The sequence below is a fragment of the Janthinobacterium sp. BJB301 genome (assembly GCF_002735685.1).
In the GTDB taxonomy this organism is placed as follows: domain Bacteria; phylum Pseudomonadota; class Gammaproteobacteria; order Burkholderiales; family Burkholderiaceae_D; genus Janthinobacterium; species Janthinobacterium lividum.
The window spans coordinates 2966460-2992466 of sequence record NZ_PDZJ01000001.1 but is presented as its reverse complement, the minus strand read 5'-3'; the positions used below and the strand labels follow the sequence as shown (position 1 = coordinate 2992466).

The 26007-nt window shown below is 62.5% G+C and carries 24 protein-coding genes; 12 read left to right on the top strand and 12 right to left on the bottom strand.

The features are described 5' to 3' along the window. Positions 1-181: 181 nt before the first annotated feature. Positions 182-664: a hypothetical protein gene (locus CSQ91_RS13370; protein WP_099388497.1), complete on the bottom strand. Its 483-nt coding sequence runs from the start codon at positions 662-664 to the stop codon at positions 182-184. Between the two features lie 21 nt (positions 665-685). After that, positions 686-1387, bottom strand: coding sequence for a FadR/GntR family transcriptional regulator (locus CSQ91_RS13365; protein ID WP_225317387.1), 702 nt, complete (start codon positions 1385-1387; stop codon positions 686-688). A 152-nt stretch (positions 1388-1539) separates the two neighbouring features. Between CSQ91_RS13365 and CSQ91_RS13360 the strand changes: the two genes are divergently transcribed. The 4 genes from CSQ91_RS13360 to CSQ91_RS13345 all read left to right on the top strand — a co-directional run bounded on the left by CSQ91_RS13360 (position 1540) and on the right by CSQ91_RS13345 (position 6295). Then, complete coding sequence (locus tag CSQ91_RS13360; protein WP_099388496.1) at positions 1540-2349, top strand: (Fe-S)-binding protein; 810 nt, start codon at positions 1540-1542, stop codon at positions 2347-2349. Beyond that, a complete protein-coding gene (locus tag CSQ91_RS13355) occupies positions 2346-3062 on the top strand; it encodes a LutC/YkgG family protein (protein ID WP_099388495.1) in 717 nt (238 codons plus the stop codon). Before CSQ91_RS13360 ends, CSQ91_RS13355 begins: the two co-directional genes overlap by 4 nt. Then, on the top strand, positions 3059-4504 hold the full coding sequence (locus tag CSQ91_RS13350; protein ID WP_099388494.1) for a LutB/LldF family L-lactate oxidation iron-sulfur protein: 1446 nt from the start codon (positions 3059-3061) through the stop codon (positions 4502-4504). Before CSQ91_RS13355 ends, CSQ91_RS13350 begins: the two co-directional genes overlap by 4 nt. An 87-nt stretch (positions 4505-4591) precedes the next feature. Further along, entirely contained in the window at positions 4592-6295 is a 1704-nt protein-coding gene (locus tag CSQ91_RS13345; protein WP_099388493.1) for a lactate permease LctP family transporter, read from the top strand. 58 nt (positions 6296-6353) lie between these two features. Here the strand turns inward: CSQ91_RS13345 and CSQ91_RS13340 are convergent, their stop codons facing one another. Together CSQ91_RS13340 and CSQ91_RS13335 are read right to left on the bottom strand one after the other, a co-directional pair. Continuing rightward, positions 6354-6881: an NADPH-dependent FMN reductase gene (locus tag CSQ91_RS13340; protein WP_099388492.1), complete on the bottom strand. Its 528-nt coding sequence runs from the start codon at positions 6879-6881 to the stop codon at positions 6354-6356. Positions 6882-6980: 99 nt separating this feature from the next. Continuing rightward, positions 6981-7214, bottom strand: coding sequence for a DUF3563 family protein (locus CSQ91_RS13335; protein WP_080698581.1), 234 nt, complete (start codon positions 7212-7214; stop codon positions 6981-6983). A gap of 436 nt (positions 7215-7650) precedes the next feature. On the opposite strand from CSQ91_RS13335, the gene fucP reads away from it, so the two are divergent. Further along, positions 7651-8955 carry an L-fucose:H+ symporter permease gene (gene fucP, locus CSQ91_RS13330; RefSeq protein WP_092607048.1) on the top strand — a complete coding sequence of 435 codons (1305 nt, stop codon included), beginning with the start codon at positions 7651-7653 and terminating at the stop codon, positions 8953-8955. 51 nt (positions 8956-9006) lie between these two features. Here the strand turns inward: fucP and CSQ91_RS13325 are convergent, their stop codons facing one another. Continuing rightward, entirely contained in the window at positions 9007-9900 is an 894-nt protein-coding gene (locus CSQ91_RS13325; protein WP_099388491.1) for a LysR substrate-binding domain-containing protein, read from the bottom strand. 160 nt (positions 9901-10060) lie between these two features. Between CSQ91_RS13325 and CSQ91_RS13320 the strand changes: the two genes are divergently transcribed. Next, positions 10061-11554, top strand: a complete 1494-nt coding sequence (locus CSQ91_RS13320; protein ID WP_099388697.1) for an acetyl-CoA hydrolase/transferase family protein — start codon at positions 10061-10063, stop codon at positions 11552-11554. Positions 11555-11623: 69 nt separating this feature from the next. On the opposite strand, the gene CSQ91_RS13315 is transcribed toward CSQ91_RS13320, so the two are convergent. Both CSQ91_RS13315 and CSQ91_RS13310 read right to left on the bottom strand, forming a co-directional pair. Then, complete coding sequence (locus CSQ91_RS13315; protein WP_099388490.1) at positions 11624-11995, bottom strand: hypothetical protein; 372 nt, start codon at positions 11993-11995, stop codon at positions 11624-11626. Between the two features lie 96 nt (positions 11996-12091). Then, a complete protein-coding gene (locus tag CSQ91_RS13310) occupies positions 12092-12754 on the bottom strand; it encodes a TetR/AcrR family transcriptional regulator (RefSeq protein ID WP_070282084.1) in 663 nt (220 codons plus the stop codon). A gap of 461 nt (positions 12755-13215) precedes the next feature. On the opposite strand from CSQ91_RS13310, the gene CSQ91_RS13305 reads away from it, so the two are divergent. Together CSQ91_RS13305 and CSQ91_RS13300 are read left to right on the top strand one after the other, a co-directional pair. Next, the gene (locus tag CSQ91_RS13305; RefSeq protein ID WP_034789119.1) at positions 13216-14337 is read left to right on the top strand and encodes a M14 family metallopeptidase; all 1122 of its coding nucleotides are present in this window, start codon (positions 13216-13218) and stop codon (positions 14335-14337) included. A gap of 12 nt (positions 14338-14349) precedes the next feature. Further along, a complete protein-coding gene (locus CSQ91_RS13300; protein WP_099388696.1) occupies positions 14350-14814 on the top strand; it encodes a CYTH domain-containing protein in 465 nt (154 codons plus the stop codon). Positions 14815-14983: 169 nt separating this feature from the next. On the opposite strand, the gene CSQ91_RS13295 is transcribed toward CSQ91_RS13300, so the two are convergent. The 5 genes from CSQ91_RS13295 to CSQ91_RS13275 form a co-directional block, all read right to left on the bottom strand. Continuing rightward, on the bottom strand, positions 14984-16237 hold the full coding sequence (locus tag CSQ91_RS13295) for a DUF2863 family protein (RefSeq protein WP_070282085.1): 1254 nt from the start codon (positions 16235-16237) through the stop codon (positions 14984-14986). A gap of 213 nt (positions 16238-16450) precedes the next feature. After that, positions 16451-19171 (bottom strand): aconitate hydratase AcnA, encoded by a 2721-nt coding sequence (acnA, locus tag CSQ91_RS13290; protein ID WP_070254090.1) that lies wholly within the window; start codon positions 19169-19171, stop codon positions 16451-16453. 88 nt (positions 19172-19259) lie between these two features. Then, positions 19260-19820 (bottom strand): hypothetical protein, encoded by a 561-nt coding sequence (locus CSQ91_RS13285; RefSeq protein WP_092606300.1) that lies wholly within the window; start codon positions 19818-19820, stop codon positions 19260-19262. 13 nt (positions 19821-19833) lie between these two features. Further along, the gene (locus tag CSQ91_RS13280; RefSeq protein ID WP_034789112.1) at positions 19834-20832 is read right to left on the bottom strand and encodes an HpcH/HpaI aldolase/citrate lyase family protein; all 999 of its coding nucleotides are present in this window, start codon (positions 20830-20832) and stop codon (positions 19834-19836) included. A gap of 111 nt (positions 20833-20943) precedes the next feature. Then, positions 20944-21933 (bottom strand): malate dehydrogenase, encoded by a 990-nt coding sequence (locus CSQ91_RS13275; protein WP_034789110.1) that lies wholly within the window; start codon positions 21931-21933, stop codon positions 20944-20946. A 305-nt stretch (positions 21934-22238) separates the two neighbouring features. Between CSQ91_RS13275 and CSQ91_RS13270 the strand changes: the two genes are divergently transcribed. The 4 genes from CSQ91_RS13270 to sdhA all read left to right on the top strand — a co-directional run bounded on the left by CSQ91_RS13270 (position 22239) and on the right by sdhA (position 26004). After that, positions 22239-23126 (top strand): GntR family transcriptional regulator, encoded by an 888-nt coding sequence (locus tag CSQ91_RS13270; RefSeq protein ID WP_081345455.1) that lies wholly within the window; start codon positions 22239-22241, stop codon positions 23124-23126. A gap of 306 nt (positions 23127-23432) precedes the next feature. Beyond that, positions 23433-23855, top strand: a complete 423-nt coding sequence (gene sdhC, locus CSQ91_RS13265; RefSeq protein WP_034789105.1) for a succinate dehydrogenase, cytochrome b556 subunit — start codon at positions 23433-23435, stop codon at positions 23853-23855. Further along, positions 23855-24220, top strand: coding sequence for a succinate dehydrogenase, hydrophobic membrane anchor protein (gene sdhD, locus CSQ91_RS13260; RefSeq protein WP_034789102.1), 366 nt, complete (start codon positions 23855-23857; stop codon positions 24218-24220). Before sdhC ends, sdhD begins: the two co-directional genes overlap by 1 nt. Positions 24221-24222: 2 nt before the next feature. Next, positions 24223-26004, top strand: coding sequence for a succinate dehydrogenase flavoprotein subunit (gene sdhA, locus CSQ91_RS13255; protein ID WP_034789101.1), 1782 nt, complete (start codon positions 24223-24225; stop codon positions 26002-26004). Positions 26005-26007 lie beyond the last annotated feature (3 nt).

Below are 26007 nucleotides of genomic sequence, written 5' to 3'. Positions count from 1 at the left end.
CCTGATGGTTGCAATAAAAATGCGGAATGGACTTTTGTGGGGGCAAGGCGGCTTGCGGGTATGCTCGCATGAACATGCACACATTCTCACCAAACGTAACTGAAAGGATAGGGGTTGGGGCTAGTGGAAGTCAACAAAGTTGCGCTGCGGAAAGCGTAAGTTGTTGTTTCCTGGCACTTTTTCACGCGCTTGCCACACTCGGTCCGCCACGGCTGGCGGCCTGTTGCAAGCCGGCCAGCAAGCCTGGCAGGGCCGCATGCAAGGCTTGCAGGCTGTCGGCGTCCAGCCCGGCCTGCATTTCCACCCGGCCCGATGGCTGGCCCCAGACAACCTGTGCGCTGAGCCGGGCGCCGGCGTCGAGGCCCGTGACGCTGACCAGCAGGGCGACTTCTTCCGGGGCATCGTCGGGCATGTCCGCGAGCAGGCAGGAAATGCCGAAGTGATAATCCTGGAAAGCGCTGGCCGTACCGCTAGAAAAGGCGAAGACGGAGGCGAGCGCCCGTGGCACGGCGGTCGCGAGTGGCGGCAGGGCGGCGCGGAACAGGGGCAGCAAGTCGTTTTCCAGCTGGAGCACCAGCGGGTGGGTGTGGACGAGGACGGTCATGGCAGGATGGATCAGGTGGCGGCGCGCGATAGTAGCAGTTTTTGCGGCCACGGTGTTCATCTACTGGTCCTACCAGTGGCCTCAATCGTCGTCGCTGGTGACGCGCGTGCGCACGAAATCGATGTGGCTTTGCATGGCCGTGCGCGCTTCCTCGGGCTGGCTGGCGCAGATGGCCTCGCAAAGGGTGCGGTGCTGCGACAGCAGGTGCAGCGACGTGGCGTCATCCTGCTGGCGCAAGCCCGTGCCATTGATGGTGATGTGTTCGCGCAGCATGCCGATGATGCTGGTGTGCAGGTGCAAAAACATGGTGTTGTGCGACGCTTGCGCGATGACTTCATGCAGCCGTGCATCGGCCTGCGCCTCGCCGTGCTTGTCATCGCTGGCGCGCGCCTGTTCCAGCTCGGCCAGCAGCGCCATGATCTGCGCGCGTTCGTCCCCGCTGGCCCGCTGCGCCGCAAAGTAGGCCGTCGCCCCTTCCAGCACGCGGCGAAATTCCAGGATGTCGTCGCGCAGGGCAGGGTGGTCGGCCACCAGCTGGCTCCACGGCGAAGCCATGCCCGTGCGCAACTGATCCGTCACGAACACGCCCGCGCCGCGCCGGCTGCGCACCAGTCCCCGCGCCGCCAGCCGCTGCACCGCTTCGCGCACGGTATTGCGCGAGACCCCATATTGCAGCGCCAGCAGGCGTTCTGCCGGCAACTGTGCACCCGCCGGCAAGCTGCCGTCCAGCAGGGACGTTTCCAGCCTGCGCATCACCATCTCGACCCTGCCCCGCGTTTGCATGCCTGTCGCCATCGCTGTCTTCCGGTGTTGTTTTAAAGTGGTCCGAGCAATTTGAAGTGGCTTGCGGAAGCTGGAATTATGCGTGAACCGGTCATTCTTAACAACACACAGCGGCGCCGCAGCAACACACAGAGCGCCGGGGAGACACACTCATGCAGCCAGACCCGCGCCAGCCGCGCCACGCTCCACGCCACTACCCACATGCGCCGCTCCAGGTGTACCTGTTCGCCACCTGCCTGGTCGACCTGTTCGTGCCGCAGGCGGGGCTCGACGCGGTGCGCCTGCTGGAGCGGGAGGGCTTGCTGGTGCATTATCCGCGCGGCCAGAGCTGCTGCGGCCAGCCCGCCTACAGCAGCGGCAATCCGGAGCAGGCGCGCGCCGTGGCCCGCGCGCAGCTGGACCTGTTTGCGCAGCCATGGCCAGTGATCGTGCCATCCGGCTCCTGCGCCGGCATGATGCGCCACCACTGGCCGCAGCTGTTCCAGGACGACCCGGCGGCCGGTCCCAAGGCTGCCGAACTGGCCGAGCGCGTGTATGAACTGAGTGAATTTCTCGTCTGCGTGCTGCAGCTCGACTTGGCCGGCCTGGCCCTGGCCGCCCCCGGGCAAGCGGAGGAAAACGTGGTGCTGCATACCTCGTGCGGGGCGCGCCGCGAAATGGGCACGCGGGTGCACGGCGTGGCCCTGCTTGACGCCTTGCCCGGCGTGACGCGCATCGAACACCAGCGTGAATCGGAATGCTGCGGCTTTGGCGGCACGTTTTCATTGAAACACCCGGATATTTCCGGCGCCATGGTCACCGACAAGATCGCCTCGGCCTGCGCCACGGGCTGCGACCGGCTCGTCTCGGCCGACTGCGGCTGCCTGCTCAATATCGGCCACGCCGCGCAGCATCAGGGCGCGCCGCTGCCCGTCGAACACCTGGCCAGCTTTTTGTGGCGCCGCACGGGAGGCGCGGCATGAGCGCGATCTTGACGGCCCGCGAACGCATGCTGGGACGCCTGCGCGCCGCCGCGCCTTCCGCGCCCGAAACGGTGGAGGCCATCGATGCCGCCATCGACAGGCACTATTCGGCGCGCCGCGCCGCAGCACCGCTGCCGGCACGGGACAGGATCGCCGCCCTGCAGGCAGCCTTGCGCGCCGCGCATGCGGAAGTCGATTGCGTGCGCGGCGATGCCTGGCCCGCCCTGCTGGCGCAGCGCCTCGGTGCGCATGGCGTGCGCCGCCTGCTGATGGATGCCGGCAGCGCCGAAGGGCGGGCCTTGTGCGCCGCCTTGCCCGAAGGCGTGGCCGCGCTGTCTTTCGAGCGTCCGCTGGCGCAGTGGAAGGGCGAATTGTTCGATACCGTCGATGCCGGTTTTACCGTCGCCCGTTCCGGCATTGCCGCCACGGGTACCCTGGTCATCGCGCCCGACGCGGCCACGCCGCGCACGGTATCGCTGGCGCCGCCCCTGCATGTCTGCCTCGTGTATGCCAGCACCCTGCACGTGGACTTGCATGCGGCGGCGCGCGCCGAGCGCTGGGCCGACGGTATGCCGACCAACCTGGTGCTCGTGTCGGGTCCTTCGAAAACGTCCGACATCCAGCAAACCCTCGCCTATGGCGCGCACGGTCCGCGCTGGCTGTGGGTGCTGATCATCGATGACTTGCCCGCCCAGGAAGGAGGCCAGCCATGAACGCCAAGCCACTGCAATTCGTCAAGCCGGCCGACTTCCATGCGCGCGCCCGCGCCGCGCTGGACGACCCGAAGCTGCGCCAGAGCTTTCGCGGCGCCATGGATTTTTTACAGGACAAGCGCAGCGCCCAGTTCCCGGATGGCGACGAACTGGAACGCCTGCGCGATATCGGCGAAGCCGTGCGCCAGCATGCGCTGGCGAGCCTGCCCGATTTGCTGGTGCAGCTGGAAGACAAGCTGACGGCGGCCGGCGTGCAGGTGCACTGGGCCGAGGATGGCGAACAGGCCAATGCCATCATCCACGCCATCGCGGAAAGGAACCGGGCGACGCGCTTCATCAAGGGCAAGTCGATGGCCAGCGAGGAGATCGAGCTCAATCACTACCTGGAAGCGCGCGGCATGACGTGCCTGGAGTCGGACATGGGCGAATACATCGTGCAGCTGGCCGGCGAAAAGCCGTCGCACATCGTCATGCCGGCGATTCACAAGACGAAAGCCGATATCGCCGGCCTGTTCACCGAGCATATTCCCGACGCGCCCTACACGGAAGATGTCGACAGCCTGATTCAGACGGGGCGGCGCGCCCTGCGCCAGGCGTTTGTCGAGGCGGACATCGGCCTGTCCGGCGTGAACTTCGCGGCAGCCGACACGGGCACCCTGTGGCTGGTGGAAAACGAGGGCAATGGCCGGCTGACGACGTCCGTGCCGGAGATCCACATCGCCATCATGGGCATGGAAAAAGTGGTGGCCAAGCTGGAACATATCGTCCCGCTGGCCAGCTTGCTGACACGCTCGGCGACGGGCCAGGCCATCACCACGTATTTCAACCTGATTTCCGGCCCGCGCCGCGCCGGTGAACAGGATGGGCCACGCGAAGTGCACCTGGTCTTGCTCGATAACGGCCGCAGCCAGGCTTACGCGGACGAGCAACTGCGCGCCACCCTGCAATGCATCCGCTGCGGCGCCTGCATGAACCACTGTCCCGTCTACACGCGCATCGGCGGCCACGCCTACGGCACCACGTATCCGGGGCCGATCGGCAAGATCATCTCGCCCCACTTGCTGGGCCTAGCTGCGACGGCGGACCTGGCCACCGCATCGAGCCTGTGCGGCGCCTGCGGCGAAGTGTGCCCCGTGCGCATCCCGATTCCGCAGTTGCTGGTGCGCCTGCGCACGGAGGCCAATCGCAATCCCGGCGAGCAGGTGGCGCATCCGCTGCGCGGCCAGGGCGCCAAGTTCAGCCGCGGCGAAAGCCTGATCTGGCGCTTCTGGAGCGGCGCCTTTGCGCGCCCCGCCAGCTACCGCCTGTTCCGCTGGGCCGCCACGCGCCTGCGGATGCTGACGCCGCGCGCGCAACTGGGCTGGACGCAGCACCGCAAGCCGTTGACGCCGGCGCCGCGCAGCCTGGCCGACCTGCTCAATGCGCGGGGCCAGGAAGAGTAGCACCGGCTTCCACAGAAAAATACGCCGCAAAAAAATACAGCAAAGCCGTTTTTTCACTTAACCCGCATCCACCGGAGGAGACCCGACATGCAAACCTGGACCCAACTTTATACACCGCTCGGCAGCCTGTGGCTGTCGTCGCTGGCGGCAGCCGTTCCCATCATTTTCTTCTTCATCGCCCTGGCCGCGCTGCGCATCAAGGGGCACGTGGCGGCCGCCGTCACCCTGGCGCTGGCGCTGGCCGTCGCCATCTTCGCGTATGGCATGTCCGTGCCGCAGGCGCTGGCGGCGGCCGGCTACGGCTTCGCGTATGGCTTGTGGCCCATCGCCTGGATCATCGTCACGGCCGTCTTCCTGTACAAGATCGTCGTCAAGACGGGGCAGATCGAGATCATCCGCGCCTCCGTGCTGTCGGTGACGGATGACCAGCGCTTGCAGGTGCTGCTGATCGGCTTTGCCTTCGGCGCCTTCCTGGAAGGGGCGGCCGGTTTCGGCGCGCCCGTGGCCATCACCTCGGCGTTGCTGGTGGGCCTGGGCTTCAACCCGCTGTATGCGGCGGGCCTGTGCCTGATCGCCAATACGGCGCCCGTGGCCTTTGGCGCCATGGGCATCCCCATCATCGTGGCGGGCCAGGTGACGGGCATCGACCCCTTCCTGATCGGCGCCATGGCGGGCCGCCAGCTGCCGCTGCTGTCGCTGGCCGTGCCATTCTGGCTGGTGTTCATGATGGATGGCGTGCGCGGCGTGCGCGAAGTGTGGCCGGCCGCTCTGGTGACGGGCGCCAGCTTTGCCGTCACCCAGTATTTCACGTCCAACCATATCGGGCCGGAGCTGCCGGACATCACCTCGGCCCTCGTCAGCCTGGTGTCGCTGACCCTGTTCCTGAAAGTATGGCAGCCGAAGAATGCCAAGGTGGTCAACGCCGTCGGCGGCGGCGCCGCTGCGCTGTCCGGTTTTGGCGGAGCAGGCAGTGCGGACTTGCGCGGCAGCGGCAGCCGCGCCGCCTCGCCCTACACCTTGGCACAGACGGCGCGCGCCTGGGCGCCGTTCGGCCTGCTGACGGCCATCGTCACCGTCTGGAGCCTGCCCGGCTTCAAGTCCCTGTTCGCCGCCGGCGGCGCGTTATCCAGCCTGGTCGTCAAGATCCACGTGCCTTACCTGGACCAGTTGGTGATCAAGACGATGCCCATCGTCGCCGCGCCGAAAGCGTATGACGCCGTCTTCAAGCTCGACCTGCTGTCGGCCGTGGGCACGGCGATCTTGCTGACGGCCGTGCTGTCGATGTGGATGCTGCGCATGAAGCCGCGCGATGGCATCAAGGCCTTCGTGGAAACGCTCGTGGAATTGCGCCGTCCCGTGCTGTCGATCGGCCTGGTGCTGGCGTTTGCCTTCGTTGCCAACTATTCTGGCATGTCGTCCACCCTGGCCCTGCTGCTGGCTGGCAGCGGCGCGGCCTTCCCGTTCTTCTCGCCGTTCCTGGGCTGGCTGGGCGTGTTCCTGACGGGGTCCGATACGTCGTCGAATGCCTTGTTCTGCTCCCTGCAAAACACCACGGCGCACCAGATCGGCGTGTCCGATACCTTGCTGGTGGCGGCCAATACGACGGGTGGCGTGACGGGCAAGATGATTTCGCCCCAGTCGATCGCCGTCGCCTGCGCCGCCACTGGCCTGGTGGGCAAGGAATCGGACCTGTTCCGCTTTACCTTGAAGCACAGCCTGCTGTTTGCCGTGATCATCGGCATCATCACCATGCTGCAGGCGTACGTGTTCACCGGCATGATCCCGCACTGAGCGATCCGTAGAAGTACGTAGTAAAACTAGATGAAATGATAGTAAAACGTGCAGAAGGTCATGAAAATGACCTGATGCACTGCAACATATCGAGGATGGCCCGGCGCAATGCCGGGTCCGCGGCGATACCCTCCGCATCGAGATCCGACCCCAGCAGGGGCAGGCTGATGCAGGCTTCGTCGATCAGCCGCGCCGACATGGTGCGTACCGTTTCGCGCAAGGCCGCCTGCGCATGCGTGGCGCGCGGCGAGGCGTTCAGCAGCACCAGCGGCTTGTCGATGAACGATTCATTTCCCACCATCCAGTCCAGCCCATTTTTCATGGGGCCGCTCACGCCGTGCGCGTACTCGGGGCTGGCCAGCATCAGCACGTCGGCAGCAAGGATGGCGTCGCGCAGGGCCGTCACGGCCGGCAGGCTGTCGGCGTCGAGGTCGGGATTGAACAGGGGTAATTCACCGAGTCCGGGATAGATGCGGATCTCGAATGGCGCTGGGGCAAGCCCTGCGATGGCGTGCAGCAGGGCGGTGTTCAGCGAGGCGGCGCGCAGGCTGCCGGCGATGGCGAGGATGATAATGGGCGTTTGCATCCCGCCTGTATAGCCCATCCTGTGCTCAAGCGCAAGGCGAGCAGGATGGCGCTATCGTTGTTGCTACAGCCGGTGATGGGCTGCGTGCTGCAGTACTGATTAACGGCTCAGGCCGCTCATCCAGCTTGGCTGCGGGTTGGCGCGGGCCAGTTCGCGCATGCGGTATTCCAGGTCGTAGCGGTCGGTCGATTCGGCCAGGTAGGCTTCTTCGTAAGCGCGCTCGCGGCGGTCGCTGCTTTGGTTCAGCCAGGCGCCCACGCGCTTGGCGGCGTGAACGAGGGTGGCGACGATATTGCTGTTTTGCGTGGTGTGGTAAGTAAATGCGGTAGACATGGCAGACTCCTTGTGTGGCGTGCCGCGTTGTGCTGCACTGCAATATAAGTATAGCGATTTCAAGTTATAAGGCTACTTTTGATTTCAAATGTCAGCTATTCATTTTTTAAATAACAGGCGGGAAAGCTGCGCAATACGGGGCTTTAAGGCATAATGCCGGCGCAGTATCGTAGTTTTACTACAAGACGTTTTTGTCCTGGATGTTGTTTTCAGACGCAGCCCGCAGGCGTGCCGCGCCCACAAGACATCGTTCTGACGAGAAACGGTCGGCCGTGCGCCTGCCGCGCGCGAGACGTGCCATGCCTGCCCCTCTATCGTTGATGGCAGTCATGGCCCACGCTGATATCTGCGTGGCGCTTGCGCGTCCTGGCGCTGCCCGGGTGGAAACGCTTCCATGCCTGGCGCGATCAACTTGGAATTGAAAAATGGAGAAGGTATGGAATACGTAAAGCAAGGCCAGGGCGTACCGTCCGCACGGGCCGGCACGCAAAACAATACAGGCGCCCTGATCATTGTCACGGTGCTGTTTTTCATGTGGGGATTGCTGACATCGCTCAATGATGTGCTGATTCCCCATCTGCGCTCGATCTACACCTTGACCTATGTCCAGGCGATGCTGGTGCAGTTCTGCTTCTTTGGCGCCTACGCCATCGTCTCGCTGCCGGCAGGCATGCTGATCAAGAAGATCGGCTACCAGCGCGGCGTCGTCGCCGGCTTGCTGATCGCGGCCGCCGGCTGCGCCATGTTCTACCCGGCGTCCACCGGCAGCTACGCGCTGTTCCTCTTATCCTTCTTCATCCTGGCGGCCGGCATCACCGTGCTGCAGGTGGCGGCCAATCCGTATGTGACGGAACTGGGCGACCCGCAGACGGCGTCGAGCCGTTTGACCCTGACGCAGGCGTTCAACGCGCTGGGCACCACCGTGGCGCCGGCCCTGGGCGGCATGCTGATTTTGTCGGGCACCGTGCTGACGGTGCAGCAGTTCGACCTGCTGCCGGCAGCCGAGCAACTGGCTTACCGCGCCAAGGAAGCGGCTTCCGTGCAAGGCCCGTACCTGGTGCTGGCCGCCACCCTGGTGATACTGGCCGTGCTGTTCGCGCTGGCAAAATTGCCGAAGATTTCGCACGCCGATGATGCGGCTGCCGTGGCGCAGGATGGCCACAAGGTCTCGATCTGGTCGCACCGCCACCTGGTGCTGGGCGCGCTGGCCATCTTCCTGTATGTGGGCGGTGAAGTCAGCATCGGCAGCTTCCTGATCAACTTCCTGGGCGAGAGCCATATCGCTGGCCTCAGCCACGCCGATGCCGCCTATTTCGTCAGCTATTACTGGGGTGGCGCCATGCTGGGCCGTTTCGTCGGCTTTGCCGTGATGCGCTATGTCAGCCCGGGCAAGACCCTGGCCTTCAACGCCGCCGTCGTCATCGCGCTGATCCTCGTCGCCGTGTTCTCCAGCGGTCACACGGCCATGTGGGCACTGATCGCCGTCGGCCTGTTCAACTCCATCATGTTCCCGACCATCTTCAGCATGGCCCTGAACAAGCTGGGCGCGCAAACGGGTCAAGGTTCGGGCATCCTGTGCATGGCCATCGTCGGCGGCGCCATCGTGCCGTTCATCCAGGGTTTCCTGGCCGACCACATCAACCTGCAGCTGTCCTTCCTCGTGCCGGCCCTGTGCTACACCTTCATCCTGTACTTCGGCTGGAAATACGCCAGCATGTACAAGGACGATGCCGCCAAATAAGCAAGGTGGCGTGATTAATCAAAAGGGTGGCCTCGGCCACCCTTTTTTTTGTCAGTGCGCGAATGGCGTGCCCAGCACGTCCTGGCACACCTCGAGCCAGGCGCGCGCCGCGTGCGACAGATAACGTCCGCTCCAGACATGCGCCACCTGCCATGCCACTTCCGGTTCGACGATGCGCACCGCCTCCAGCCGTTCGCCGGCCAGGCGGTGGATGAACGGCTCGGGCAGCAGGGCCACGCCCAGGCCCGCCGAGGCCATCGCCACCAGCCAGTCCCACTGGCCGCTCTGCGCGGCGATGGTCGGCGTGAAGCCGGCCTGCGCGAAATGCTGGCGCAGGCTGCGCGTGAGGGCGAAATCATCCTTCAATAACACCAGCGGCAGCTCGGCCAGCGCCTTGAAGGGCAGTGTCGTGCGGTTTTTCTGGAACGTGCCCGGCTCGGCCAGGGCCCAGATCGGGTAGTTGGCCACTTCCACTGCCACGAGATCGAGTTCCGGGTCGGCCGGCAGCACCGTCATGCCGATTTCCAGCTCGCCCCCCGCCACCTTGCGCTCGATCTGCTGGCCCGTGTCTTCCTGCAGGGTCAGGCTGATGTTCGGATGGCGCGCCCGAAAGGCTTTTAATACGGGCGTAAACAGCACGTTGATCATGGGCGGGATGCCGACCGCCAGGCTGCCGCGCTGCAAGGCCTGGGTGTCGCGCACTTCCAAGGTCAGCTGGCGCATATTGGCCAGCATCTCCTGGCCGTGCTGGTAGACGATGCGGCCCGTGTCCGTCAGGGTCAGCTTGCGTCCGTCGCGCACCAGCAGCTGGGCGCCCACCTCGTCTTCCAGCTGGCGCACCATCTTGCTGATGGTCGACTGAGTCAGGTGCAGCGATTCGGCCGCCTGCGTAAAGCTCGACAGGCGCACGGTTTCGACGAAATAGCGCAGGGAACGGATATCCAAGGGAGTGCTCAGCGTTGGCAGGGCATGAAAATATCGACTGGATGTGACGAAATTAATTCATGCCATGCATGTGGACGGGATTTTATACTGAAACCACTTATGGGGCTGGTGTATGACAGCCATCCAGTTTGAGAATATTAAGAATATCAGGAGCATCACGATGTACGAGGACCGTATCCGCCACCCAGGCTTGCTCAGTAAAATCATGAGCGCCGATGAGGCAGCCAAATTGTTCCACAACGGCATGCGTGTCGGCATGAGCGGCTTTACCCGTGCCGGCGACGCCAAGGCCTTGCCGCGCGCGCTGGCCGAACGTGCCCTGCAAGATCCATTGAGCCTGACCCTGATCACGGGCGCTTCGCTGGGCAATGGCAGCGATGGCCTGATGGCCGAGGCGGGCGTGCTGGCGCGCCGCATGCCGTTCCAGGTCGACCCCGTCTTGCGCGGCAAGATCAACAACGGTGAAGTCATGTTCATCGACCAGCACCTGTCGGAAACGGCCGAGCAGCTGCGTTCGGGCAACCTGGCCGCCGTCGACATCGCCGTCATCGAAGCGACGGCCATCACGGCCGTCGGCGCCATCATCCCGACCATGTCGGTGGGCAACTCCGCTGCCTTTGCCCAGCAGGCCACGCAAGTCATCATCGAAATCAACCTGTCCACGCCGCTGGCGCTGGAAGGCTTGCATGACATTTATATCCCGCAAACCCTGCCGGGCCGCGAGCCGATACCGCTCACGCGCGTGGACCAGCGCCTGGGCAGCACGGCCATCGCCATCGACCCGGCCCGCATCGCCGCCATCGTCATCACGGACAGCCCCGACAGCCCGTCGAACGCCTTGCCGCCCGATGCGGAAACGCAGGCCATCGCCGGCCACGTGATCGCTTTTCTCGAAGGCGAAGTGGCGGCCGGGCGCATGGGCCCGGAACTGCTGCCCCTGCAGGCGGGCATCGGCACCATCGCCAACGCCGTGCTGCATGGCCTGATCGGCTCGCCCTTCCAGAACATGACGATGTATTCGGAAGTGCTGCAGGACAGCGCCATCGAGCTGCTCGATTCGGGCCAGCTGGCGTTTGCCTCGGCCTCGTCGATCACCCTGTCGGCCGCCGTGCACCAGAAGCTGATGGACAATATCGACCATTACCGCTCGAAAATCGTGCTGCGCCCGCAAGAGATCAGCAACCATCCCGAGATCGTGCGCCGCCTGGGCATCATCGCCCTGAACACGGCGCTCGAGTTCGATATCTACGGCAACGTCAATTCCACGCATGTATGCGGTACGCACATGATGAACGGCATCGGCGGCTCGGGCGACTTTGCGCGCAATGGGCAAGTGTCGATGTTCGTGTCGAAATCGGCGGCCAAGGGCGGGCGCATTTCCAGCGTCGTGCCGATGGTCTCGCATGTCGACCATACGGAGCATGACGTCGACGTGCTGGTGACGGAGTGGGGTTTTGCGGACTTGCGCGGACTGGCGCCGCGCGAACGGGCGCCGCTGATCATCGAGCGCTGCACGCATCCCGATTACCGCGCGCAACTGCGTGCTTATTATGACGCGGCATGCCAGCGCGGCGGCCATACGCCGCACATCCTGGAGCAGGCGCTGTCGTGGCATACGCGCTACCAGGAAACGCAGAGCATGCTGGCAGCGTAGCAGGCTTCGCTAACCTCAGGACAGGCAGGGCAGGGCGGTGCTGCACCGCGCCTGCCTTTTTGTTTTTCCTCAGTACATATGCAGCGCCTTGGCGCCCAAGCCCAGCAGGGCAAACGTGGTGGTGGCCTGTATGCCCATGAACCACAGGAAGTGGGGGTGCATGTGCTTGCGGATGTCGCCCAGTTCCGTGCGCAAGGCGTGGCAGTCGCCGCGCAAGTCGCCGCGAAACTGCGTCAGGTCGGCGCGCAGCAACTGCGATTCGTCGCGCAACTCCGTACGTACATTGTCGAGACCGTCGCCAAGACGCTGTTCCAGGGTCTTGAACCATAGCCGGTCATGTTCCCGGTCCGTTTCCAGTTTTGTCAGGCGCGCTTCCATGCGTACAGCATTGTGCGGGCCTTGCTGTTTGTCAAGCTGGTCCGTGGCATAGGCTTCGTTCATCTCGCCCTCCTTCGCGCGAGCCGCGCTGCACCAGCGCAGGCGGCTTCACTCCACTGTCCGCCTTTTCTGTCGGGACGGTTTGCGCTGGATCAAACGTCAGGAAGCCGGTGCAAAGCGTAAACGGATGCCTGCCGTGACGACGGCCAGCAAGTCGTCGATATGCGCGTTCATTTCCGGGTGCGGCGTCCATGGGTCGCCCGCATCCATGACGATGCGCAGCGACACGAGGCCGTGCAGCGATTGCCAGAAGATTTGCGTCATCGTGTGCAGCGCCGGCTCGTCCTGGCGCACCAGGCCCGCCTGCGCCAGTTCGCCGAACAGGTGCAGCGCATAGGCGTACGGATCCTGCTCGATATTGCCGTGTTCGACTTCGACGGCGTCGAGCTCCGCATGCGGACGCAGCTCCATGAAGATCAGCGAATATTCGTCGGGATGCTGGAAGCCGTACTCGATGTAGGCGCGGCCGACCAGGCGGATGCGTTCCCACGGCTCAGTGCTGGCGGCGCAGGCCGTGCGCATGGCGCGCACCAGTTCCAGCAAGTCCTTGTCCATGGCCTGGGCGATCAGGGTGGCCTTGTCGCGGAACAGGGCGTACACGACGGTGGTGGAAAAGCCGGCCGCCTCGGCTACCTTGCGGATGGAGACGGCGCGCGCGCCTCCTTTCTTGATGAGATCTTTGACGACGTCGATGATGTGCTCGCGCCGCGCCTGAGCCTCGCGTAACTTTCTTTCCTGGATATTAGTTAACTTCTTGTCCACGACTCTTTCCTGGCGACTCTATGAAAGCAAGAATTATAGGGGGGCGATTGAGCGCCAATGTGTCAGCGGCTGTTACAAATCAGTTTTTTGTCCGGTAGATGCAACAGCTGACCGATTTTTCGCGCTTTTGCCCGTCACTTTTCCATCGATGCCCCGGATTGGTGCACAAATCGCCTGGCCAGGCTTTGCGAACGGGCCCAAAGGGCGGAAAATAGCGGGATAGCTTACACTGCGTTTTTAAGTAATCCCCGGGAAATTATTGTGAATTTATAGCGAACAGAAGCGGATGCGATGCAAGGCGCTCGCCGCGACGCAGTGCGAGCACTGCTAGCGGTGGGCAACACAGCAGCGCACCGATTGTGGAGACTAGAAATCAGAAGAATTTATTGGGGGTTACTTAGCGCGCCGGCGCCAGCCCACGAGGCAACGCCGGAATACTTACATTCGGACGGGATCATTACATGACCATTAAAATCAGCCAGAACTTCGACTCGGGCGCCATCGACGTGGTGAGCGCCACCAGTGCCGGCGCCATCGACCTGAACTTGCGCAAGGATAGCCACGCGGACATCCACCAGTGGTTCCACTTCCGCCTGCAGGGCGCGCGTGGCCAGGCATGCACGATGCGTTTCCTGAACGCGGGCCAGGCCACCTATCCGGCTGGCTACGAAGACTACCAGGCCGTGGCCAGCTACGACAGCGAAAACTGGTTCCGCGTGCCGACCTCGTTCGACGGCCAGGTCATGACGATCTCTCACACGCCGGAACTCGACAGCGTGTATTACGCCTATTTCGAGCCGTATTCGTGGGAACGCCATCTGCGCCTGCTGGGCGAAGTGGCCGAGCATCCGCTGGCGCGCGTGTCCGACCTGGGCAGCACGGTCGACGGCCGCGACATGAACATGGTGACCATCGGCAACCCGCAGGCGGAAAAGAAGATCTGGGTCATCGCGCGCCAGCATCCGGGCGAATCGATGGCCGAATGGTTCGTCGAAGGCTTGATCGACTCGCTGCTGGACGACGCCAACCCGATCGCGCGCAAACTGCTGCAGCGCGCCGTGTTCCACATCGTGCCTAACATGAACCCGGACGGCTCCATCCGCGGCAACCTGCGCACGAATGCGGCAGGCGCCAACCTGAACCGCGAATGGATGACGCCTTCGCTGGAATCGAGCCCGGAAGTGCTGTGCGTGAAAAACAAGATCCATGAAACGGGCGTCGACATGTTCTTCGACATCCACGGCGACGAAGCGCTGCCGTACAACTTTGTGGCCGGCAATGAAATGCTGGAAAACTTCACGCCGGCCCAGGCGGCGCACCAGAAAGCCTTCATCGAGCGCTACAAGCAGGCCAGCCCCGATTTCCAGGACAAGTTCGGCTATGCGGCCAGCAAGTACAAATCGGACATGCTGACCCTGGCGTCGAAATACATCGGCCACCACTTCGGCTGCCTGGCGCTGACGCTGGAAATGCCGTTCAAGGAAAACGCCGACTTGCCGGATCCGGCCGTCGGCTGGAACGGCGCACGCAGCGCGGCCCTGGGCGCGGCCATGCTGCAGCCTATCCTGCTGTCGCTGGATTGAACGGCGTTGTTCATGGGTATCGAGATCGAGCGTAAATTTTTGCTTGCCGGCGACGCCTGGCGCGGCCTGGGCCAGGCGGTCCTGCTGCGCCAGGGCTATCTGTCGTCCGCGCGCGAGCGCGTGGTGCGCGTGCGCATCGAAGGCGAGCAGGCGATGCTGACCATCAAGGGCGCGAACGTGGGCGCGACGCGCGGCGAGTGGGAGTATCCGATTCCGCTGGCCGACGCGGCCGAACTGCTCGACGGCCTGTGCGAACAGCCGCTGATCGAAAAGGTCCGCCACCGCATCGAACACGCGGGCATGGTGTGGGAAATCGACGAGTTCCTGGGCGCGAATGCGGGCCTGGTGGTGGCCGAGATCGAACTGGCCTCGGAAGACCAGCCGTTCGAGAAGCCCGACTGGATCGGCGCGGAAGTGTCGGGCGACGAGCGCTACTACAACGCGAATCTGATCCGCCACCCGTTTTCACAGTGGTGATGGTGGATGACTGGACGTGGTAATGAAAAAGGCGGAACCTCGGTTCCGCCTTTTTTGCATCAGGGGTATTGTCGGATTACGCCGTACCGGCTAATCCGACCTACGGCCTATGCCAGCAGCGTAGGTCGGATTAGCGCGCAGCGCGTAATCCGACAACACCGTTACAGCATCAATGGAAGTGTTCCGTGCCTTGCGGCGTATCTTCCGGCATTTCCGCATGCGCCAGTTCGCCCACGGGATCGGCAAACAGGGGCGCGCCGCAATCGTCGCAGTATTCACCGACAAAACGTTCCGCGTGGCGCTTGATCTGCGTCACGCCGGCGGCGTTCAGGTGCTCGATGATTTCATCGACGGGCGTCTTTTGCTTGTCCAGCGCGGCGATGCCGACCTGGATCAGGCCTTCGATCGGCGTGCCATCCTCGTCTTCCTGGCCATATAAAGGCCAGACGATGCCGTAGATCACGTCCGGCGCCTGGCGCAGGGTGAAGGCGATGCGGTACTCGTCCACCTGGCCATCGGCCGCTTCCTCGCCGAAACCGGCGATGACGGCGCGCAGTTCCGACGGCTCGATGGCCAGCGTGTGCGTCAGATAGTGCACGGCGGCGCGCACGGAGACGGGGCGTATCAGCTTGTCCGCTTCGCGGCAGGCCACGTAATACGCTTCCGGCAGCAGCAATTCCAGGCCGCAGCCGGGCAGCAGGCGGGCAATCGTCGGCGTGGCCTGCGTGCGCCATTGTTCCAGGGCGGCGCTGCGCTCGGCGATGAAGTCGAGCTGGCTCGACGGCGTCTGCCAGCGGAACAGCGGTGCGCCAGCAGGGGCCACCACGGCCACCAGCAGGTAGCGCGTGTCGGCCAGGAAGGGCGCCGTTTCCGCCTCTTTGGCCGACGGCTTGACGGCCGTGCCTTTCAGGGCGGCCAGTGCCAGCTTCTGCGTCTTGGCATAGGTCTCGACGTGGCTGCGCGGCAGCTGGTCAATCGAATACAGGGTGGGCGCCATGGCCATCTTCGTGCCATCGGCCAGCAGGTGGGCGGCGAAATGCGCCGACAGCACGCCGTGCGCGTCGCCGGCCATGGGGCCGGAGGCGATGGAAAAGCGCGTCCACGCGAGGATGGGTACGGCGACCAGCAGGGCGTCGTAGCGCACGTCGTCATGTACGACGACGGTCGATTCGCTGACGGCTTCAACGCAGTCCATCAGCACGTCGTAGGCGTTCAAGTCTTCCTTGAACAGGCTGCCCAGGGTGTTGTCGATGGTGTCCTGGTGGCCGGTTTTGAGTAATTTCTGGAGCTGCGTATCCAGGCTGTGTTCCCAGGACCGCTCTTCGAGACGGCTGGCTGCCTGTACGATCGCCTGGGCAAAGGTGACCAGGCGCTGGCTGTCGGCAGTCAGTTTATGGGATGAATCTTTGGAAGGACGACGCATGGCGGGATAAGAGTCTCGGAAAGTGAAAAAAATGGATCAGTCAAACAATGATAAACCCTTATAACCGTATTGTAGAGGATTCAGCCGCACGCAATACGTAAGCTATCCTCAGATCATGCCAATAGTCGGAATTTCAAGTCGGAACGGGGCGCAGGGACGAAAAAAAGCGCCGGTCGGAACCGGCGCTTTTATCTTACCTCACAGCTGGGCTGATTACTCGGCCAGCAGTTGACGCAACACGAATGGCAGGATACCGCCATGCTTGTAGTAATCGACTTCGATCGGCGTATCGATACGCAGCAGCACTTTTACGTCGACGCTGGTGCCGTCGGCGCGGTGGATCACCAGGGTGGCCAGTTGCTGTGGCTTGATTTCGCCTTCGAGGCCTTTCAGGTCGAAGGTTTCATTGCCGGTGATGCCCAGGGTTTGCACGCTGTCGTCGCCGATGAATTGCAGCGGCAACACGCCCATGCCCACCAGGTTCGAGCGGTGAATACGCTCGAACGAGCGGGTGATCACGGCTTTCACGCCCAGCAGTTGCGTACCTTTTGCCGCCCAGTCGCGCGACGAGCCCGTACCGTACTCTTCGCCGCCGAAGACCATGGTTGGCGTGCCTTCAGCAACATATTTCATCGCTGCGTCGTAGATCGACATCTGTTCGCCGGAAGGCTGGTGAATCGTGATGCCGCCTTCGACCGCCGAACCGTCCGCCTTGGCAGGGATCATGCGGTTTTTGATACGCACGTTGGCGAACGTGCCGCGCATCATGATTTCATGGTTGCCGCGACGCGAGCCGTAGGAGTTGAAGTCCGCTTTCAGGACGCCGTTTTCCTTCAGCCACTTGCCTGCAGGACCGTTTTCCTGGATCGAGCCGGCTGGCGAGATGTGGTCCGTGGTGATGGAATCGCCGAACACGCCCAGTGCGCGCGCGCCTTCGATGCCGGTGGCCACTGCCGCTGGCGTCATCGAGAAGTTGTCGAAGAACGGTGGTTCCGCGATGTAGGTCGATTTCGGCCAGTTGTAGACTTGACCGGACACGGTCGTGACTTTTTCCCACAGCTTGCCTGGTGCGCCCTTGACGTCGGCGTAGTTGTCCTTGAACACCTTGGCATTCATGGCGAACTTCATCATGGCCGAGACTTCAGCCGAGGTCGGCCAGATGTCGCCCAGGTAGATATCCTTGCCGCCCTTGCCCTTGCCGACAGGTTCCGTCATCAGGTCGCGCGTCATGTTGCCGGCGATGGCGTAAGCGACGACCAGCGGTGGCGAAGCGAGGAAGTTCGAGCGGATGTTCGGGTGAATACGCGCTTCGAAGTTGCGGTTGCCCGACAGTACGGCCGACGCGACGATGTCGTGCGTGGCAATGGCTGCGTTCAGCTCAGGCGTCAGGTCGCCCGCATTGCCGATACAGGTGGTGCAGCCGTAGGCGGTCACGCCGAAGCCCAGTTTTTCCAGGTATGGCAGCAGGCCGGCAGCCGTCAGGTACTCGGTCACGACGCGCGAGCCAGGGGCCAGCGAGGTCTTGATGTGCGGAGCGACTTTCAGGCCGGCTTCCACGGCTTTCTTGGCCAGCAGGCCGGCAGCCAGCATCACGCTCGGGTTCGAGGTGTTGGTGCACGAGGTGATCGCGGCGATCAGCACGTCGCCGTTCGACACTTTCACGCCGTTCGTCGTTTCGTACACGGCAGCCAGGTCGGCCGGGTTCTTGTTGAAGCCGTTTTCCGTGGTTGGCTTGGCGAACAGTTCGGCGAAGTTCGCTTTCACGTTGCCGATTTCGATACGGTCTTGCGGGCGCTTCGGGCCGGCCAGCGACGGAGCGACCGTGGCCAGGTTCAGTTCCACCACGCGGGTGTAGTCGATCTCGCCGGCTTTTGGCACGCCGAACAGGTTTTGCGCCTTGAAGTAGCCTTCGAACGCGGCGATTTCAGCCTTGCTGCGGCCGGTGCCCTTGAAGTAATCGATGGTGGCTTCGTCGACCGGGAAGAAGCCCATGGTGGCGCCGTATTCCGGTGCCATGTTGGCGATCGTCGCGCGGTCGGTCAGGGTCAGCGACTCGGTGCCTTCGCCGAAGAATTCGACGAACTTGCCGACGACTTTTTCTTTGCGCAGCAATTCGGTGATGGTCAGTACCAGGTCGGTGGCGGTGCAGCCTTCGCGCAGCGCGCCCGACAGGTTCACGCCGATGACGTCAGGCGTCAGGAAATAGACCGGTTGGCCCAGCATGCCGGCTTCCGCCTCGATGCCGCCCACGCCCCAGCCGACCACGCCGATGCCGTTGATCATGGTGGTGTGCGAGTCGGTGCCGACCAGGGTATCAGGGTAGTACACGTCGCCGGCTTTCTTGCCTGCGTGGTGCACGCCGCGCGCCAGGTATTCCAGGTTGACCTGGTGGACGATGCCGAAGCCTGGTGGCACGACGCCGAAGGTGTCGAATGCCTGCATGCCCCATTTCATGAACTGGTAGCGCTCGTTGTTACGCGAGAATTCCAGTTTCATGTTCAGGTCCAGCGCTTTCTTTTCGCGGTAGTGATCGATGGTCACCGAGTGGTCGACCACCAGGTCGACTGGTACCAGCGGTTCGATCTTCTTGGCGTTGATGCCCATCTTGGCGGCCACGTTGCGCATGGCTGCCAGGTCGGCCAGCAGCGGTACGCCGGTGAAGTCTTGCAGCACGACGCGCGCCACTACGAACGGGATCTCGTCGGTGCGCTCGGCGGTCGGGCCCCAGCTCGCCAATTGCTTGACGTGTTCTTCGGTGACTTTTTTGCCGTCGCAGTTGCGCAATACCGATTCGAGCACGATGCGAATCGACACTGGCAGGCGGGAGACATTGATGCCCAGGCTTTTTTCCAGTGCAGGCAGGGAGTACAGCTTGCCCTTCTTGCTATCCGAAATATTAAAGTCCTTGAGCGTGTTCAGAGTGTTGCGGGACATGACCTCTCCTTGTTGGGTATCGTCTATTTATTGATTATTCAAATTACAAAACATGACTGAGCCCCCGAAGAGGCCCTTGCTACGCACATCAGCCGCCGGTGGCCGGCAGCACGCCCAGCGATGGCGCGGCTTCCACCACTGCCGCCGGCTTGGCTTGCTCCGCATCCTTGCATTCATTGGCCAGCTGGCGGCCCTGCTTGGAATCGAGCAGCATGCCTTTGGCCGGGATGCCGATCCAGACGAGACCATATAAACGGTTCTCGAAGCGGTTGGCGCCGGTGGTGGTGCCAACACGGCTCAGGCGGTGCAGGCGCTTCTTCCAGCGCAGGGCGATGTGTTTGTCGTCAGTAGCATTGGTGTAGATGGTAATTTTATTACCAAGTTCACAATTGAAATCGGTGGAGGCTGAACCCGCGGTGTCCGGCTCGTCGGACTCTTCCTTGTCGACCACGGACATGGCCAGCGGATGCGCTTCCTTGGCGGCAGCCTTTGCCTTGGTGGCCTTGGCTTTCGGCTTGGCCTTGGCTTTGACCGCCTTGGCGTTTGCCGCTTCCTTGGTATCCGTGGCGGCGAAGCTGGCTGGCGCCAGCGTGAGGGTCATGGCGCCCAGCGCGACGCTGCAGGCAATTGCTAATTTGGAGAGGGACATCGTGTAATTCCTGTCAGTTTTCAGTGGTGCTGGAAGAGGGGGCGTTGAGTAATGCAGCGGCCGCCTCGGGCAGGCCGAGGCCTGCCAGTTTGGCGCGTTGCAAAACGGTCCAATAATATCGGTAGCTGGCGCGGTCGTGCAAGCGGCCATTTTGCGCAATCGGTCCCCAGTTGGCGCGCAGCGCTTCATTCAGGATGTTGCTGGCCTCGTTGACTTCGGACAGGCGCGGCGTGAAGGCCTTGATGATGGGCTTGATCTGGTCCGGGTGGATGCTCCACATGCGCGTGTAGCCGAACTCGGCTGTTGCGCGCTGGGCATCGTTGGCCACCACGGCCGAATCGCGCACGTCCGTCGTCACGTTGTGCGACGGCACCTTGCCATGTGCATGGCAGGCGGCAGCCACTTCCAGCTTGGCGCGCACCACCAGCGGGTGCGTGAACTGGCCCGGCGTACGCATGGCGGCGGCGGGAATGGCGCCGTAATGGGCCGAAACGAAATCCATGATGCCGAAGGACAGGCATTCGACCTGGGGCAGGGCGGCGATCGCATAGGCATCGCGCAGCGCGCCATGCGTCTCGATCAGGATGTGCACGGGCAGGTTGTCGCGGCCGGCGCGGCGCGCGTGCAGGTTGATCAGGTCGATGGCCAGCATGGCGTCCTGCACGCCGCCCACCTTGGGCACGGCGATGTAGGCCAGACGCGAGGCGGCGGTGCAGATGATTTCCACGTCGCGCGCGAAAAACGGGCTGTCGACGTCGTGCACGCGCACGCCGATGCGGTTGAACTGGTTCTCGTCGCTGGCCAGCAGGCCCGCGATCATCAGAGCGTGGGATTCTTCATTGCCGGCGCTGGCGCCGTCTTCGCAGTCGAACGTGATGTCGAACAGGGGACCAAGCTCTTGTTGCAAAGCAATCGATTTACGCATCAGCTTTTCAGAGCCGGCGTAGTGGTCGCAAGCGGCGAGCAACAGCGGCTGGCGTTTGCCTTGGAATAAAACCTCGGAAGGGTGCATGCTTAAGGCATTTCTGCAGGTAAAAACTACTTGATAAAACAGCCGCGCCGCGAATCTCGCAGGGCGGCCTTCTTTGGCGGGCGGCGCATTGCCGCGCCGCCAAAACTGGACTTAGGCCAGCAGGTGTTTCACGCCTTCGCGCTCTTCGGTCAGTTCTTTCAGGGTCAGGTTGATGCGCTCTTGCGAGAATGCATCGATTTCCAGACCTTGAACGATGGTGTACTCACCGTTGTCGGTGGTGACCGGGAAGCCGAACACGGTGCCTTCAGGAATGCCATACGAGCCATCCGAAGGAACGCCCATGGTGGTCCACTTGCCGGCGGTGCCCAGCATCCAGTCATGGATGTGGTCGATGGCGGCGTTCGCTGCCGACGCTGCCGACGACAGGCCGCGCGCTTCGATGATGGCGGCGCCGCGCTTGCCGACGGTTGGCAGGAAGGTGTTGGCGTTCCACTCCTGGTCGTTGATCAGGTCTTTCACAGCCTTGCCGTTCACGGTGGCGAAGCGGTAGTCGGCGTACATCGTTGGCGAGTGGTTGCCCCAGACGGTCAGCTTCTCGATGTCTTTCACGGCGGTGCCGGTCTTGGCAGCGACTTGCGACAGCGCGCGGTTGTGGTCCAGGCGCAGCATGGCGGTGAAGTTTTTCGCTGGCAGCGATGGCGCCGATTTCATGGCGATGTAGGCGTTGGTATTGGCAGGGTTGCCGACCACCAGCACTTTGACATTGCGCGAAGCGACGGCGTCGAGCGCCTTGCCTTGCACCGTGAAGATCTGGGCGTTCGCTTCCAGCAGGTCCTTGCGTTCCATGCCTGGGCCGCGTGGACGCGCGCCAACCAGTACGGCCACGTCGACATCCTTGAATGCGGTCAGCGGATCGGAGTGGGCGGTCATTTCCGTCAGCAGCGGGAATGCGCAGTCGTCGATTTCCATCATCACGCCCTTGAGCGCCTTCTGGGCTTTTTCGTCCGGGATTTCAAGCAGTTGCAAGATGACAGGCTGGTCTTTGCCGAGCATGTCGCCATTGGCGATGCGGAACAACAGGGCGTAGCCGATCTGGCCGGCGGCGCCGGTCACTGCAACACGCATTGGGGTTTTAGCCATGATGAATCTCCAAAAATGGGAAAGAAAACGGGCTTGAAGCTGGGCTTACGCTTATCCGGAAAAACTATAATGATACCAAAACCGGCCCGCGCCACCGAATTGCTGGTGTACGCTGCCGTCACGCTTGTGCTGCACGAGGCCAGAGTGGCTGGCCGACAACATAAAACGCTGGCTCACAAGTTTTATCGAGGGCAGTTTAGGCCCCTGATCTGCATCTGTCAATCATATCTTATGTCTTATATAAGACAGATAACTACGAGTCTTTTACTGGACGCGGGCAGTGATTTGTGTTGAAATGTCGGACTATGAATTCCGCCTCGTCCAATCTGACCAACAATGCCACTGCTGCAAGCGGGGCGGTCAGTCCGACCGCGGGCACCCCGGCCACGCCCGTTGCCGCAGCGGCCGGCACTGCCGCCACCCCTGTTGCCAGCGTGAATACCACTGCTGCCGTGGCCGCGCCTGCCGCGACTGCATCGCCCACCTTCAGCCCCCTGTACCAGCAGATCAAGGCGCTCATCACGCAAAGCCTGCAATCGGGCGAATGGAAGCCGGGCGAGCTCATTCCCAGCGAAGTCGAGCTGGCGGGGCGCTTCAAGGTCAGCCAGGGCACGGTGCGCAAGGCCATCGATGAGCTGGCCGCCGAGAATCTCGTCATGCGGCGCCAGGGCAAGGGCACCTTCGTTTCCACCCACCATGAGGCGCGCGCGCATTTCCGCTTCCTGCGCCTGGTGCCGGACGAAGGCGTACCGCATTATCCTGAAAGCAAGTTTATCGAAGTCAAGCGCGTGCGCGCGCCAGCCGACGTGGCGCGCCTGATGGACCTGAAGTCCGGCGACGCCGTCATCTTCATCAAGCGCGTGCAGTATTTCGACGGCGTGCCGACCATCGTCGAAGAGCTGTGGCTGCCCGGCCTGATCTTCAAGGGCCTGACGGCCGAACGCCTGGTGGAATACAAGGGCCCCATGTACGGCCTGTTTGAAACGGAATTTGGCACGCGCATGATACGCGCGTCGGAACAGATCCGCGCCGTGTGCGCCGACGCGGGCGCCGCGCAATTGTTAAATATCGACCTCGGCACGCCCCTGCTCAGTTCCGAGCGCGTGTCGTTTACCTACGGCGACAAGCCGGTCGAACTGCGCCGGGGCCTGTACCTGACCAGTCGCCATCATTATCAGAATGAACTCAGCTGAAGCGGCGGGGCGCCCGTGGGCGTCCGAACAAGCAGCAAGGCTGAAGTGCATCGCTTGCAAGATGCCTGCCGCAAGGCGGGCAACGGAGACAACGGAAAGCGCAGCGACAGCATGGCCCGCCCCGGCGGGCCGTGTTTTGCCGGCGATTCTGTAATTAAATTACGTGAACTACGGAAAGTAGCGCGGTATTTTGTAGTAAAAAACCATTTTGGTTATATGTAACAATAGATATTGGTATCGGTTGCGAAAATCGGCGAAAATCGCGGCTTCAATATTTAGTTGAAATTCAAAGGGGAGGTTTTTGTTATGTCTGAAGCCGTAAGAGAAGTACCAAAAAAAGAACGGCCGCAATTCCGTAACATCCATGTTACCGAATTGTCGAACTACCGCATGGCGATCGGCGCCATCGTCTCGATCCTGCATCGTATCAGCGGCATCATCATTTTCGCCCTGCTGCCGTGCATCCTGTACATGCTGGAACTGAGCCTGCGTTCCGAAATGTCCTACGCCTACTTCCAGGGCATCGCCTCGCACTGGTTCGTCAAGCTGATCACGCTGGGTCTGGTCTGGGCCTTCCTGCATCACTTCTGCGCCGGCATCCGCCACTTGCTCATGGACGTGCACGTCGCCGCCGAGAAAGAGCCCGCGCGCAATACCGCCAAGTTCGTTCTGGTGATCAGCCTGGTACTGACCGCTCTGGTCGCTTTGAAACTGTTTGGAGTATTTTAATGGCAAACAATAACATCGGACCGAAACGCCTCGTCGTCGGCGCCCATTACGGCTTGCGCGACTGGCTGGCGCAACGCGTCACCGCCCTCGTCATGGTGGCCTACGTCGCCATCCTGCTGATCGCCTTCCTGACCGGCAGCAACTTCAGCTATGAAGGCTGGGCAGGATTGTTTGCACAGCAATGGTTCAAATTATTCAGCCTGGTGACGTTTGTCGCCCTGTTCTACCACGCATGGGTCGGCGTACGCAATATCTGGATGGACTACGTGAAAAGCGTTGGCCTCCGCATGACCCTGCAAATTGCCACCATGCTGTGGTTGATCGCTTGTGCCGGCTGGACGGTACAGATACTCTGGAGTGTGTAATCGTGGCAGCATATAAATCTGCAATCCCTACCCGCCGCTTTGATGCGGTAATCGTTGGCGCCGGCGGTTCCGGCATGCGCGCGTCGTTGCAGCTGGCTGAAGCCGGTCTGAACGTCGCTGTCCTGTCGAAAGTTTTCCCGACCCGCTCGCACACCGTTGCGGCGCAGGGCGGTATCGGCGCGTCGCTCGGCAACATGGCCGAGGACAACTGGTTCTGGCATATGTTCGACACCGTCAAGGGCGGCGACTATCTGGGCGACCAGGATGCCATCGAATTCATGTGCCGTGAAGCACCGAAGGTCGTGTACGAGCTGGAACACTTCGGCATGCCATTCGACCGCAACCCTGACGGTACCATCTATCAGCGTCCTTTCGGCGGCCACACGGCCCACTTCGGCGAAAAGCCGGTGCAGCGCGCTTGCGCGGCAGCCGACCGTACCGGTCACGCCCTGTTGCACACCCTGTACCAGCGCAATGTGCGTGCGCGTACGCACTTCTTCGTCGAATGGATGGCACTCGACCTGATCCGTGACGCCGACGGCGACGTGATCGGTGTTGTTGCGCTGGAAATGGAAACCGGCGAATGCATGATCCTGGAAGCAAAAACGACGGTCATGGCAACGGGCGGCGCAGGCCGTATCTTTGCCGCGTCGACGAATGCCTTCATCAACACCGGCGACGGCATGGGCATGGCGGCACGCGCCGGCCTGCCGCTGCAAGACATGGAATTCTGGCAGTTCCACCCGACCGGCGTGGCCGGCGCGGGCGTATTGATCACCGAAGGCGTGCGCGGCGAAGGCGGCATCCTGATCAATAGCGAAGGCGAACGCTTCATGGAGCGCTATGCGCCGACGCTGAAGGATCTGGCGCCGCGCGACTTCGTTTCGCGTTCGATGGACCAGGAAATCAAGGAAGGCCGCGGCTGCGGTCCGAACAAGGACCACGTGATGCTGGACTTGCGCCATATCGGCGCCGACACCATCGCCAAGCGCCTGCCGTCGATTCTGGAAATCGGCCACAAGTTCGCCAACGTCGACGCCACCAAGGAACCGATTCCTGTCGTGCCGACGATTCACTACCAGATGGGCGGCATTCCGACGAACATCCACGGCCAGGTCGTCACCCCGACCGGTCCGGACAACTCGGCGAAAGTCGTCAACGGCCTGTACGCGATCGGCGAATGCGCCTGCGTCTCCGTGCACGGCGCCAATCGCCTGGGCACGAACTCGCTGCTCGACCTGGTGGTCTTCGGCCGCGCGGCCGGTAACCACATCGTCAACAGCGGCCTGAAAGCCAAGGAAAACAAGCCTTTGCCAGCCGACGCTGCCGATTTCGCCATGGGCCGCCTGGCGCGCCTGGAAAACTCGACCGGCACGGAAACCGTGCAGGGCGTGGCGAACGAGATTCGCGCCACCATGCAGAAGTACTGTGGCGTGTTCCGTACCGACGCGATGCTGGACCAGGGTGTGATCGAAATCATGAAGCTTGACGAGCGCCGCAAGCACGTCTCGTTCAAGGATAAATCGATGGTGTTCAACACGGCCCGCGTGGAAGCGCTGGAGCTGGACAACCTGATCGAAACGGCGAAAGCGACCATCGTCTCGGCAGCAGCCCGCAAGGAATCGCGCGGCGCCCACGCCCAGGATGATCACCCGACCCGCGACGACGACAACTGGATGAAGCACACGCTGTGGTACTCGGAAGGCAACCGCCTGGAATACAAGCCAGTCGTGACCAAACCGCTGACGGTCGATACCTTCAAGCCAAAACCACGTACTTTCTAAAGG

Coding starts and splice junctions, on each gene's coding strand:
- CSQ91_RS13370 (WP_099388497.1), bottom strand. CDS start 664: ATGAACACCGTGGCCGCAAAAACTGCTACTATCGCGCGCCGCCACCTG.
- CSQ91_RS13365 (WP_225317387.1), bottom strand. CDS start 1,387: ATGCAAACGCGGGGCAGGGTCGAGATGGTGATGCGCAGGCTGGAAACG.
- CSQ91_RS13360 (WP_099388496.1), top strand. CDS start 1,540: ATGCAGCCAGACCCGCGCCAGCCGCGCCACGCTCCACGCCACTACCCA.
- CSQ91_RS13355 (WP_099388495.1), top strand. CDS start 2,346: ATGAGCGCGATCTTGACGGCCCGCGAACGCATGCTGGGACGCCTGCGC.
- CSQ91_RS13350 (WP_099388494.1), top strand. CDS start 3,059: ATGAACGCCAAGCCACTGCAATTCGTCAAGCCGGCCGACTTCCATGCG.
- CSQ91_RS13345 (WP_099388493.1), top strand. CDS start 4,592: ATGCAAACCTGGACCCAACTTTATACACCGCTCGGCAGCCTGTGGCTG.
- CSQ91_RS13340 (WP_099388492.1), bottom strand. CDS start 6,881: ATGCAAACGCCCATTATCATCCTCGCCATCGCCGGCAGCCTGCGCGCC.
- CSQ91_RS13335 (WP_080698581.1), bottom strand. CDS start 7,214: ATGTCTACCGCATTTACTTACCACACCACGCAAAACAGCAATATCGTC.
- fucP (WP_092607048.1), top strand. CDS start 7,651: ATGGAATACGTAAAGCAAGGCCAGGGCGTACCGTCCGCACGGGCCGGC.
- CSQ91_RS13320 (WP_099388697.1), top strand. CDS start 10,061: ATGTACGAGGACCGTATCCGCCACCCAGGCTTGCTCAGTAAAATCATG.
- CSQ91_RS13315 (WP_099388490.1), bottom strand. CDS start 11,995: ATGAACGAAGCCTATGCCACGGACCAGCTTGACAAACAGCAAGGCCCG.
- CSQ91_RS13305 (WP_034789119.1), top strand. CDS start 13,216: ATGACCATTAAAATCAGCCAGAACTTCGACTCGGGCGCCATCGACGTG.
- CSQ91_RS13300 (WP_099388696.1), top strand. CDS start 14,350: ATGGGTATCGAGATCGAGCGTAAATTTTTGCTTGCCGGCGACGCCTGG.
- CSQ91_RS13295 (WP_070282085.1), bottom strand. CDS start 16,237: ATGCGTCGTCCTTCCAAAGATTCATCCCATAAACTGACTGCCGACAGC.
- acnA (WP_070254090.1), bottom strand. CDS start 19,171: ATGTCCCGCAACACTCTGAACACGCTCAAGGACTTTAATATTTCGGAT.
- CSQ91_RS13285 (WP_092606300.1), bottom strand. CDS start 19,820: ATGTCCCTCTCCAAATTAGCAATTGCCTGCAGCGTCGCGCTGGGCGCC.
- CSQ91_RS13280 (WP_034789112.1), bottom strand. CDS start 20,832: ATGCACCCTTCCGAGGTTTTATTCCAAGGCAAACGCCAGCCGCTGTTG.
- CSQ91_RS13275 (WP_034789110.1), bottom strand. CDS start 21,933: ATGGCTAAAACCCCAATGCGTGTTGCAGTGACCGGCGCCGCCGGCCAG.
- CSQ91_RS13270 (WP_081345455.1), top strand. CDS start 22,239: ATGAATTCCGCCTCGTCCAATCTGACCAACAATGCCACTGCTGCAAGC.
- sdhC (WP_034789105.1), top strand. CDS start 23,433: ATGTCTGAAGCCGTAAGAGAAGTACCAAAAAAAGAACGGCCGCAATTC.
- sdhD (WP_034789102.1), top strand. CDS start 23,855: ATGGCAAACAATAACATCGGACCGAAACGCCTCGTCGTCGGCGCCCAT.